General features: G+C 56.6%; 10 protein-coding genes. 5 read left to right on the top strand and 5 right to left on the bottom strand.

Going from position 1 to position 9,802, the window contains the following annotated elements:
- From IPP68_12315 to IPP68_12305, 3 genes are all read left to right on the top strand, one after another.
- On the top strand, positions 1-594 hold a 594-nt coding region (locus IPP68_12315), incomplete at its 5' end, for an SAM-dependent methyltransferase (protein ID MBL0351133.1).
- 29 nt (positions 595-623) lie between these two features.
- Positions 624-1,454 (top strand): restriction endonuclease, encoded by an 831-nt coding sequence (locus tag IPP68_12310; protein ID MBL0351132.1) that lies wholly within the window; start codon positions 624-626, stop codon positions 1,452-1,454.
- Between the two features lie 31 nt (positions 1,455-1,485).
- Positions 1,486-2,028 (top strand): HNH endonuclease, encoded by a 543-nt coding sequence (locus IPP68_12305; GenBank protein ID MBL0351131.1) that lies wholly within the window; start codon positions 1,486-1,488, stop codon positions 2,026-2,028.
- Between the two features lie 864 nt (positions 2,029-2,892).
- Here the strand turns inward: IPP68_12305 and IPP68_12300 are convergent.
- Positions 2,893-3,135 (bottom strand): transposase, encoded by a 243-nt coding sequence (locus tag IPP68_12300; GenBank protein ID MBL0351130.1) that lies wholly within the window; start codon positions 3,133-3,135, stop codon positions 2,893-2,895.
- 204 nt (positions 3,136-3,339) lie between these two features.
- Between IPP68_12300 and IPP68_12295 the strand changes: the two genes are divergently transcribed.
- The gene (locus IPP68_12295; GenBank protein ID MBL0351129.1) at positions 3,340-4,014 is read left to right on the top strand and encodes a thermonuclease family protein; all 675 of its coding nucleotides are present in this window, start codon (positions 3,340-3,342) and stop codon (positions 4,012-4,014) included.
- Here IPP68_12295 and IPP68_12290 read toward each other — a convergent pair.
- The 3 genes from IPP68_12290 to IPP68_12280 all read right to left on the bottom strand — a co-directional run bounded on the left by IPP68_12290 (position 4,008) and on the right by IPP68_12280 (position 7,818).
- Entirely contained in the window at positions 4,008-4,427 is a 420-nt protein-coding gene (locus IPP68_12290) for a hypothetical protein (protein ID MBL0351128.1), read from the bottom strand. The genes IPP68_12295 and IPP68_12290 overlap by 7 nt on opposite strands.
- Positions 4,428-4,530: 103 nt before the next feature.
- Entirely contained in the window at positions 4,531-5,757 is a 1,227-nt protein-coding gene (locus IPP68_12285; protein MBL0351127.1) for a hypothetical protein, read from the bottom strand.
- Positions 5,758-7,425: 1,668 nt separating this feature from the next.
- Positions 7,426-7,818 (bottom strand): hypothetical protein, encoded by a 393-nt coding sequence (locus IPP68_12280; GenBank protein ID MBL0351126.1) that lies wholly within the window; start codon positions 7,816-7,818, stop codon positions 7,426-7,428.
- Positions 7,819-8,200: 382 nt separating this feature from the next.
- On the opposite strand from IPP68_12280, the gene IPP68_12275 reads away from it, so the two are divergent.
- Positions 8,201-8,788: a hypothetical protein gene (locus tag IPP68_12275; protein ID MBL0351125.1), complete on the top strand. Its 588-nt coding sequence runs from the start codon at positions 8,201-8,203 to the stop codon at positions 8,786-8,788.
- Between the two features lie 230 nt (positions 8,789-9,018).
- Here IPP68_12275 and IPP68_12270 read toward each other — a convergent pair whose 3' ends face one another.
- Positions 9,019-9,534: a DUF4345 family protein gene (locus IPP68_12270; protein ID MBL0351124.1), complete on the bottom strand. Its 516-nt coding sequence runs from the start codon at positions 9,532-9,534 to the stop codon at positions 9,019-9,021.
- Positions 9,535-9,802: the final 268 nt, after the last annotated feature.

Below are 9,802 nucleotides of genomic sequence, written 5' to 3'. Positions count from 1 at the left end.
CGCCTGCTGCCGCTTGCCCTGACATCAGATCTGAATACGGGAGAAGTGCGTTGGAGCGGGCATTTCCTCGTGAACCCATGGAACGGTAAAGGGCTTGTGGACCTACAACAGTATCCCAAGCTGGAGAGTTATTTTCTGCGGCACAAAGAAGCCTTGGGTGGAAGAAACGTGGCCGAAAAGAACCCTCAGACTTGGTATAGGACTATCGATCGAATCAATAACGCCCTCCTCACCAAATCAAAACTTTATATCCCTGACATTAAAAGCGTCATCCATCCCGTCCTGGATCAAGGCGAGACTTACCCCCACCACAACCTTTACCACATCACGTCCACAGGCTGGGACCTGGAGGTACTTGGAGCACTCCTCATGAGCGACGTGGGCAACTTCTTCGTGGAATGCTACGGAGTAAAAATGCGCGGCGGTTACTTGCGCATGCAGGCTCAGTATTTGAGAAAAATTCGGGTGCCCAATCCCAAATCCATTACCCGATCACAAGAAAAACGGCTTATCTCGGCCTTCCGCAATAGAGATGTGACAGCTGCAAACAGTATTGCCTTTAAGATTTATGGAATTGACCGCATTCCCGAGTAATGGGAGCCACCGTGGACATTGAGCGAGCTATGCGGGGATTGGAGGACCGCCTCCAGAAGGTGGTCCAATATTTCTGGGTAACGCGACATACCCAATCCTCTCGCCAGGAACTCGCGGGAAAGGTGGATGCGGGGACGCGTGGTGCTGTGACTGGCGGCGGGCATATGGCGGCATTTGAAACTTTGATCGCCGACATATTGAAAGACACCGGCATACCCGACCTAACTATAAAGCTCGGGAAAAACGAGAGCAGCGAGACAGTGAAAGCAAAAAAACAATTAGAGCTTCCCGGTTATTATCGTCCCGAAAAACGCTGGGATATGATTGTCCTTAACCAGGGACGGTTGCTCGCTTCTATAGAATTTAAGGCCCAGGTTGGTCCTTCGTTCGGAAATAACTTCAATAATCGAGCAGAGGAAGCCATCGGTAGTGCTGAGGACCTCTGGAAAGCATTCCGTGAAAAACGCTTCGGCGACTCTCCTACACCTTTTCTGGGCTATGTGTTTCTGGAGGACTGCCCTGAAGTCCATTCTCCGGTGACTCTCAAGGAACCCTTTTTCGAGGTGGACCCCATTTTCAAGGCCCCTGGACCAAAGCCCACAGCCCGCCAAGGGATTTCGTACAGCTCCCGTTATAAAACCCTTTGCCAACGCCTTGTCCTGGAAAGACTTTATAGTGCCACAGCGTTTATCATATCCACTAAAGGGAAAAATCCAAAAAAAACCGAACCGGATCCCGCCTTGACGTTCCGACGATTCGTGGCCGCACTCATCGGTCACATCGGCCGAAATTTAGTGGGGCTTCTTACGGAACTTCTGACCGAGGGCAAAAATAGCTTCTTCGCAAGGACGCAAATCTAAGAGGATCAGATATTGTCGACTCCCAGCATTGATGAGCGTTGCTGGACGTTCCTCAAGCATCACAAATGCCTTTATCAGTGCCATCATTCCGATCATCGACCCCACCGAAGCTGAAGAAATCGAAGCTCTCGGAATTTTAGGCATGTCCCCGAACAACATTCAATGTGTTTACTGTGGAGACAAAGAGACCGAATGGGATCATCTTCGCCCAATCATCAGTAATCAAGAACCTACCGGTTATATAACCGAGCTAGCGAATCTGGTCCCCAGTTGCGGCAAATGCAACCAATCCAAAGGAAAATCGCATTGGCGGTCTTGGATGGAAGGAACTGCCCCTCGCTCTCCGACGACCCGGGGGATACCTGATCTCAAAGACCGTATCGCCCATCTCACCGCATACGAAGCGTGGCGGCAGCCCACAAAGATAGACTTTGCCGCCGTGGCGGGACCGGAGATGTGGCAGAGGCACCGCAAAAATTGGCGGGATGTTCTTGGGCTACTGAAAAAGAGCCAGGAGTTGGCATCTGAGATTCGCGGAATCATTGCAAAAGCGGGAGGAGTCAAACCAGAATAGGAGACATAATTCATGCCCTCAACCCTCGTCCCTAGCCGGTATTTAAAGCTTGTCTCCGATGTCCGACATCTGCTGTGTAATGCTCCCCATTAGTCAAGGGGTTCCTAAGAGAGTGCCGGGGCTGGTTGGTTGATGGCAAGGGCCTCAAACTCGGCCGGTGTTCGGTGGCCGAGGGTCAAGTGCCGGTGCCGCTGGTTGTAATCGATTTCGATCCAGTTCTGTAGTTCTTTGACAAAGACAAACGGGCTGTCCCACTCGCGGAGCCAAACGAGCTCTTCTTTCAGGGTCCGATTGACCGCTCGGTGTCAGCGTTGCCCTTGGGGTTGTTGTAGCTGGTGAACGCCTGGGTAATCCCCAAGGCGTTGCAGGCCTTCTGAAACCCGGGACGTGGGCTGGCAGCCATTGTCGCTCATGAGCTTGACGTCCTGACCGCGACGACTCCCATGGGGAACCGCCGATTGACCGCCATGTTTAGCGCCATCAACCAGTGCTGGGTTTTGGCCTGGGGTCCGGCGTAATAACCCACGATCGTCTTGGTATACCAGTCCAACACCAAGACGACGTAGATCCAGCCGTAGATTGGATCAGGACCTTGGTCATATCGATGCCCCACCATTCGTTGGGGCGGACGGCGACGGGCTTGCTCCTCGACGACGTCCTCTTGGCTTTAAGGCGCAGGTTGGGCTTCACCAAGAGGTCATGGCGACGCATCAAACGCAGGACGCGCTTTGTTGATGTTCGTGTGCTCATCGTATTTGAGCCGGGCCCAGATCCGCCGGTATCCCCAGAAGGTGATCCGATTTCAGGTTCTTGATCTTTTAACGATGTCCTGGTTGCGCTGGGTGACGGAACAGGACGGCTGCCTCAAAGCCCGAGCTCCTGAGCTCGATTTCGTTTTTTTAACTCCATCGTGAGCTCCCCGATCATGTGCTTGAGCCGGGCGTTCTCCTCCTGGAGTCGAAACTTTTTTGTCGGGGTGTTTGTCAAAGATGCGGTCGGTATTGGCCAAAAGTGGTCACGCCACTGGTAATACTGGGCCTGGCTGATTTGGTGTTCGCTACACAGGTCCGCGATGGCTTTACCGCGTAGTCCTTGGAGGACGATCATGGCTTCTTCGGGTCCCATTCTCTTCGTTTCATGGCTGAGTCTCCTCGGTTCGGGTCTCAGCCCCATTTTACTCTCTTAGCAGGACCCCGGCCTTAATGGGGAGCAGCATAGCTGGATGAAGGGCGTGCAAGGGCACAAGCTGCCATCGGCCGGGTTCTATTGGAGACCTACCACCTGATAGGCGCCCGCATTGAGAAGGAGGACTTGGAACAGACCGCTGGATACGGCGAGTCCGTCCTGGAAAGCATGGCGAAGCAGCTTAACATAGACCGCACAACCCTGGTTCGTTGCGTTCAGTTCTATCTAGCTTACCCCAAGGGAGTCCCTGAAACGAACCTGACTTGGTCCCATGTTCGCGAGCTATTGGCCCTTCCGGGTCCCAAGGAGCGAAACTTCTATCAACGGGAAGCGGAGAAACACCAATGGACCCGCGACGAGTTAGTTAAAGCGATACAAGCAGACCATATCGCTCTCAGTCATTTCGAATCAACAGCGAAAAAGGTCAAGCAATTGGCTCGCCCAGAAGGGGGTCCCTATATCTACCGGGTCACGATCCTTAAGGTAATTGACGGCGACACCTTTGACGTGAACATCGATTTAGGATTTAAAACTCATATCGAAGAGACCGTTCGCCTTGCTGCTATCGATGCGCCCCGATTGAACGAGGACGGCGGCGATGAAGCCTTTCAATTTGTCCGAGACCAAATGGCAAAAGCCAAAACCATCGTCGTGCGGACCGGGAAAGAGGACCGTCACGGGCGCTATGTGATGCACGTTTTCTACAGCCTTGAAGATGATGCCGACAAGGAACAAGTCTTCCAGCACGGTCGCTGGCTAAACCAAGAAATGCTTGATCGAGGTCTAGCCCGGGTCTACTGAGGATTCCCTAAGCCACGAGACCGACGGGGCAACATTAGGAATTCCCCCTTTGCCACACGTTGCGCATCCTCGGGCAACAAGGAGTAGGAATAGCGTGGTTTGTCAGTTTCGGCGTTGAGAAAACGGGAACAGACAAGCTGGTCACCGACATAGGCATTTACAAAATAAATCCCCGCGGCAGGCAAATCCACTTTAAACTCGCCGACTATAGGGACGACCCGCCACGACGAAGTCGAAGCCCCCGATGCAGTTATTACCCTTGCAATCGCGCGTGTTGCCGCGTTAACAAATTCCACCCGGATCTCATGGCTCCCCTTTGGAAGGATGAAGGCACTCGCAATGACCATCGGGACCGTTAAAGGATAGGTCTTGTTGTAAACCACGACGAATTCCCCTTCGAGGGAGACGCTCATAGAATTCGCTTCGCATTTTTGACAAAGTGAGAAGTAAACTATTTGCGGATCTGTTATCTCAAATCCCGCGGGAATCGTCGTATCAGGCAGCTCATTAAGCGCGTCAAAAACTCGCTTCTTGAACTCGGTCGATTTCGCCTCTTCCTCTGTTGCGGGCGGCTTGATCTCGCCAAAATATAAAGGGCGTTTTCCTAAAACTTGCCCATCGATGCACACCTCTAATAGAAGATGTCCGGGTCGTTATTGGGAGGATCACTTTCCTGGACATCTCAAATTCTTCCGGAAAGAATTCGATAACGATCTCCTCATGGTAGATCCGAACTCGTTCGCCTGGCTTTGTCAGGAATAATTCGACGGCATGTTTTCCATTAGGACCCCAGAAGCTGAAGGCAGCAACGCACTCAAGATTCATGGGGAACTTCGCATGTCCTACCCTTGAAACCAGATTTGTAAACTCAACCCGGCCAACAGAAGCCTGCAAGGTATGGCAGGTCAATAAAGTTGTCAAGTGCCACTTTGATGGCCCAGGCGGGGGTGGTGGATGGAAATCCACCATCCGCACATCCTGGCGATTAAGAAATTTTATGTCTGTCGGTTCGGAAAGAGAAACTTGCCCGCCTGTTGCGAGATCGGTTTGAAACCATTTCCCACCTTTGATATCCATTGAGACTGCTTTTCCCGGTCCCTCGGGATTTAATTCCATGAATCCATGAATTAACGGCCGGATTCCCCCAGGTTCGATAGTCACGATCTGAAACATGCCCCCCACGGAATCTATGCCCTGCCTAGCCAACTCACCCGACAACCCCGTCAAAAGTTGGTCAGCACGCGCTTTTAAATCTGGCAGTTGCTCTATTCTTAGAAAAGCGGCCGCCAAGTACGGCGCGACAATATTTCCAGAGCCCGTCACCATAAATCCTTCTTGCAGTTTTCTCGGCTGAAAATCTGGTGAAGAATAAAACCAGATTTCGGGAGCGCCTGCATTTCCTACACCAAACAGGACCAAATCCACACTGTCGGCCACTTGGCCACGCGCTTTTCTAGCGGCAAAATTGTGCCTTGCGATTCGCGGGAGTTCGACGGCCAATTTCCCCACTAGTCCAAGGCGCGGTTTATCTTTGATCTGTTGACGGACATGGCGAGCGATAACACCAACGGTTGAAACATCGCCGGCATATGCCAGACCTAGACGACGATTTATTGGAAGGATTTTTTGGAGGACATCTTGAACCGCCACCGCTTTACCTGCCTTGGGATCTAGCAGGGTTGCCCTGCTGTCGGCGATTATTACTCCGCCATCTTTAAATAGACAAGCCGCGACCATTGTCATGAATTGGCACCCATATGAAGAACATTTTACACACACCTGGCTATTTTTGGCCGGTGCCAAGGCATTTGGGGAGGGGGGGCTTGCATGGGCGGCGGCCTGCACCCCGCCCCCGTGCGCGGCCGGAGGCCGCGCACCTGGCCACGGCCGCCGGACCCAGCGCGGAGACGACGCAAGGCAAATGGGACAAACGCTAACCAGGAAACCTAGTAGGGCGTGAAGCCGTGGGGGGGAGGGGTGTGTTTAGGACGACGCGTTATTGCTCCCTGCGTAGCATGGGCTACCTTTCGCGGCCATCGGCCGTGGAAGTGGTAGTAAGCGGGGCGGCCACTTGTTTGGAAGTGGCCGCGGCTATGGCGCCCCAAGCCCACGGAAACAGCGAGACAGCCACCCAGATTGTGCCCGGCCGGGCACAAACCAAGTTGTTGCTGTGGCTCCCGCCCCGCCCCAGCCCGAAGGGATGGGGCACGATGGCCGGGCCGCCGGGCCCAACCTTGCCCCCGCGCGCGCCAGGACCGCCACGGCCAGGCCGTGGCATATAGAGGCACGGCGGCCCGGACAGCGTGGCCGCCGAAGGCGGCCGGGGCGGGGTTCCCTCAGCGCGGCCGGTCTGTGGCCGCGGCCAACCGCAGCGTTTCCCCTCTCGTTCCAACCCAGCCGATTCAGCCGCCAGCAACCAGCCAAGGGAGGGCGGCCCGCCGCGAGCTTTTTGTGGCGGGCCGGCCGACCGCCCCGGTCTCCGTTCCCACCGCAGCGCCGGGCTTTGGTTTTCCCGGTCAGCGATTCAACCGCAGCGTTCAGCCCCGTTCCGGCGGCGAAGCCGCTGGGGTTCTCTGCGGGCAGCTCCCATCATCAGGCGCGGGAAGTAATCACTGCTATACCCGGTGGTGCGTGCGCGCCGCGACCGCGCGGTATTTCCCGCATGGCGGGCACAACTTTGTGCCCGAACGGATGAACGCCGAAGCGAGGAGCCCGCAGACGATAACGTGGTTGAATGCCGCCGCGCAAAGCCCCACAGTCCGGGGCTTGGCCGGAAGGCAGGCGCCGGTTAGATCCCGTCGCCACCATCATGCCTTGGGCGCAGGCCCAAGGCCACGGCTCAGAAAAGCGGGGCGCAACTCGTGATCTCACTTAGGAGGGGGCGACAGTTTAGACTGGCGCAGGTGGTATTGGCCGGTCAGGCGATAGTTGTCCCAAACGTTGTGTGCTATATTCGGGTAGGTGATGTGGGCAAAAGTTTGAGGTGGCCCCACTATCTCCGCCACCTTGTTTCTCGCGATTCAATCCGCCGCACGATGCCCCTCACTCCGGGGCATGGCCGAGGGGTCGGTCGCCGGTCAAGTCCCGGCTCCCACCGTTTAACCGCGGACCTCGTCCGCGGTCCGCGGCTCGAAACGCGGTAGAGGCGCAAGCTTCGAATGCCCGAACTCCGGGCATTGACCGTGAGGTTGTCGCCGCTTCAAACGCGGCGCCACCATCAGGCCTTGGTGTGCCACCAAGGCCGGCGGCTCGTGAGTTCATATCCCACCCCCACAATCATTTTCTGAAAATCACAATTCAAGGAGGCCCCCAACGGGTTCCATCCGCTGGGTTCGCATCGTTGGGGGGGGCGGTGGGAGCGCCCGAGGCGGGGGATTTGGTTTTCGTTTAAAAAATGTTTTTGGAACTACTTCAATTCAAAACCACGACTTTGAATACGACGGCATCGCTAACCACGAGATAAAGGCCCGAGGCCACTGGTTCGCCGTCCTCACTTCGGCCATCCCAGGAAGCTCTTCCGCCGCCGTCCGACATCAGCGCGCGAATCAACCGACCGTTCAGCGAGAAGATTTGAACCCGGTGTTCCGCGGGAAGGTTTCTCAACGTCATGTCCACTCCGGCCCCGGCCATCCAGGGGCTGGGATAGCTGTGGGAGTGATCGGCGGAATCCCCGGCGGCGTTAAGCGTTTGGAAATTCAGGTCGGCCCCGACGGTTTCGTTGGAGGCGTTGTCGCGGGAAAAAACTCGAACGTGGTAAAGGGAATCGGATTGAAGGCCGGTGAGAGTCAGGCGGTGCGTGGTCACCAGGTCGTTTTCTTGAACGGCCAGCCCGTAGGAAATGGTCGGACCATAGTCAACGCCGCTGGTGCTCGGCTCATCCGTGGTCCAACGAATCGTCGCCTCGGTGGCCAGGACACTTTCAAACTCGAACGGGGCGAGGACGCGACACTTTGGACCCGGTGGCGGCGTCCAAGAATTACGGCGGTCCAAAGACCGTCCGATAATCGATGGCATCGTCCTGGAGGGAATCATGAACACAAGGGTTTTTAAGTGGGGGTTGGGAATGGCGCTTTTGACTTTATTGGCATGGCCCGCGACCGCTCGGGAGCGCTCCCGAGGCGGCACCTTTCAAGGGAACCGCGGCGGCGGGACCTGGGCGTCCAACACCTCAAGAGAACACGGGCATATGAACCGCTCCACCTCCGTCCAAACCGAACGGGGATCCGCCGAGCGAAACGTCCAGCGCCATTGGGATCGGTCCACCGGAAAGGGGACCTATTCTTCCGAAACGACCGGGCCCGGGGGAAAAACGGGGACCCGGCAAGGAACCGTGGAGAAAACCGGGGAAGGGGCCTACCACCAAACCGGGACCGTCACCGGCCCCCAGGGCCACACGACCTCCGTGGATCGGACCTCCACCAAAAACGACGACGGCAGCCGCAGCGTCAACACGACGTATACCAATGAAAAGGGCGAAATCACAACCATCGACAAAACAATCACGAAGACCGACGACGGACGTTCCATGACCGGGAGCTACCAGACCGGCACGGGCAAAAGCGGAACCATCGAATCCAAGACCACGGTGCAGGACGGGAAAATCACGACGACCGGCTCCCGGACCAATCAGGACGGGAAAACCTGGAACCGGACGGCGGAGACCTCCAAAACCGAGGCGGGCCTACACCGGGACATCACGGTCACCAACCCGGAAGGCAAAACCCGAGACCGGTCCATAAACATCGACGTTACCACGAAAACCGTCACGCCGTAATTCGCCCCCTCCAACAAAAGGGCCGGTCGCTCCCCCGAGGGGGGGGCGGCCGGCCTCTTTGATTAAATTCGTGCCCCGCGGCGTTGGGACTTCACGGTTGGTTTTCCGCCAACGTTAAATTCCGGGGCTTCCCCCCGGGAACCGGGAAAGCCGCCGCGCGGTTCTCAGCGGGGGGTGGTTTCCTCTTTTGAAACGACGCCCGGCCCGGCCGGTGGACGATCGCCTCCCCATCACGAAACCGGCCGGACGGATCGGAGAAAGACCCAGGCCGCCACGCCGAGGGCGGCCAACACGATTTCTCCACACATTGAAACCAAGGGGGGGCCGGAGGGGACCCCCTGGAAAGGGACGGCGATGAGGCGCGCCGCCAAAATCGAGGCCAGAACCGTGAGACCGCCCCGCACCCCCGCCGACGGGTCCCTTCGAAGCAGATCGAGGAAAAACAGGCCGATGCCGAAACCCATGCCGCCGAAAATGGCCCGCGTTTCCGCGAGGGTGCCCACGTTGGGCGCCGGGGCGCCGAGATACCAGAGCAACATCGCCTGAGGCGCGATCAAGAAAACAAAACCATTAATCAAAAACGCGAGCGCGTTGACCAAAAGAAACAACCGAACGATTTTCAAAGGGACCTCCTTCTTTCCCCCCGTCCCGCGCTCCGAAACAAGCCGTTGGCCTTTCCGGTTCAATCCGCCGATGGGGAGATTCTCCTGGAGAACAAAATAATAAATCCGAATCGGCTTTGGCATTTCGTTTTCGCGTCGAGCCGAGCGCCCCCCTTTCGGCACCGAAACCGGCTTCCGAATCCCCTGGCGCCCAGGGCGCCCGCCCCTTTGAATTCAAAACGGTTGCGTTTCCGGCGTCCGGGGGTATACTATCGAGAGCGCTGCCCTTCGGGTCGTTGCGGTTCCGATCCGAGAGACACCGAAGGATCGGCGTTCCCAAACATGAATCACACCTCATTCGCACCGGCACTTCCTTGACGTCGTCACGGCGTCCGCGTCCACGGTCGACCAC

The sequence above is a fragment of the Elusimicrobiota bacterium genome, from assembly GCA_016722575.1.
In the GTDB taxonomy this organism is placed as follows: domain Bacteria; phylum Elusimicrobiota; class Elusimicrobia; order FEN-1173; family FEN-1173; genus JADKIY01.
This window is presented reverse-complemented; position numbering and strand designations above follow the sequence as displayed.

Bases quoted from the DNA above. Each gene is read 5' to 3' on its own strand.
- IPP68_12310 (MBL0351132.1), top strand. From the start codon at position 624: ATGCGGGGATTGGAGGACCGCCTCCAGAAGGTGGTCCAATATTTCTGG.
- IPP68_12305 (MBL0351131.1), top strand. From the start codon at position 1,486: ATGAGCGTTGCTGGACGTTCCTCAAGCATCACAAATGCCTTTATCAGT.
- IPP68_12300 (MBL0351130.1), bottom strand. From the start codon at position 3,135: ATGATCGTCCTCCAAGGACTACGCGGTAAAGCCATCGCGGACCTGTGT.
- IPP68_12290 (MBL0351128.1), bottom strand. From the start codon at position 4,427: ATGAGCGTCTCCCTCGAAGGGGAATTCGTCGTGGTTTACAACAAGACC.
- IPP68_12285 (MBL0351127.1), bottom strand. From the start codon at position 5,757: ATGACAATGGTCGCGGCTTGTCTATTTAAAGATGGCGGAGTAATAATC.
- IPP68_12275 (MBL0351125.1), top strand. From the start codon at position 8,201: ATGAACCGCTCCACCTCCGTCCAAACCGAACGGGGATCCGCCGAGCGA.
- IPP68_12270 (MBL0351124.1), bottom strand. From the start codon at position 9,534: ATGCCAAAGCCGATTCGGATTTATTATTTTGTTCTCCAGGAGAATCTC.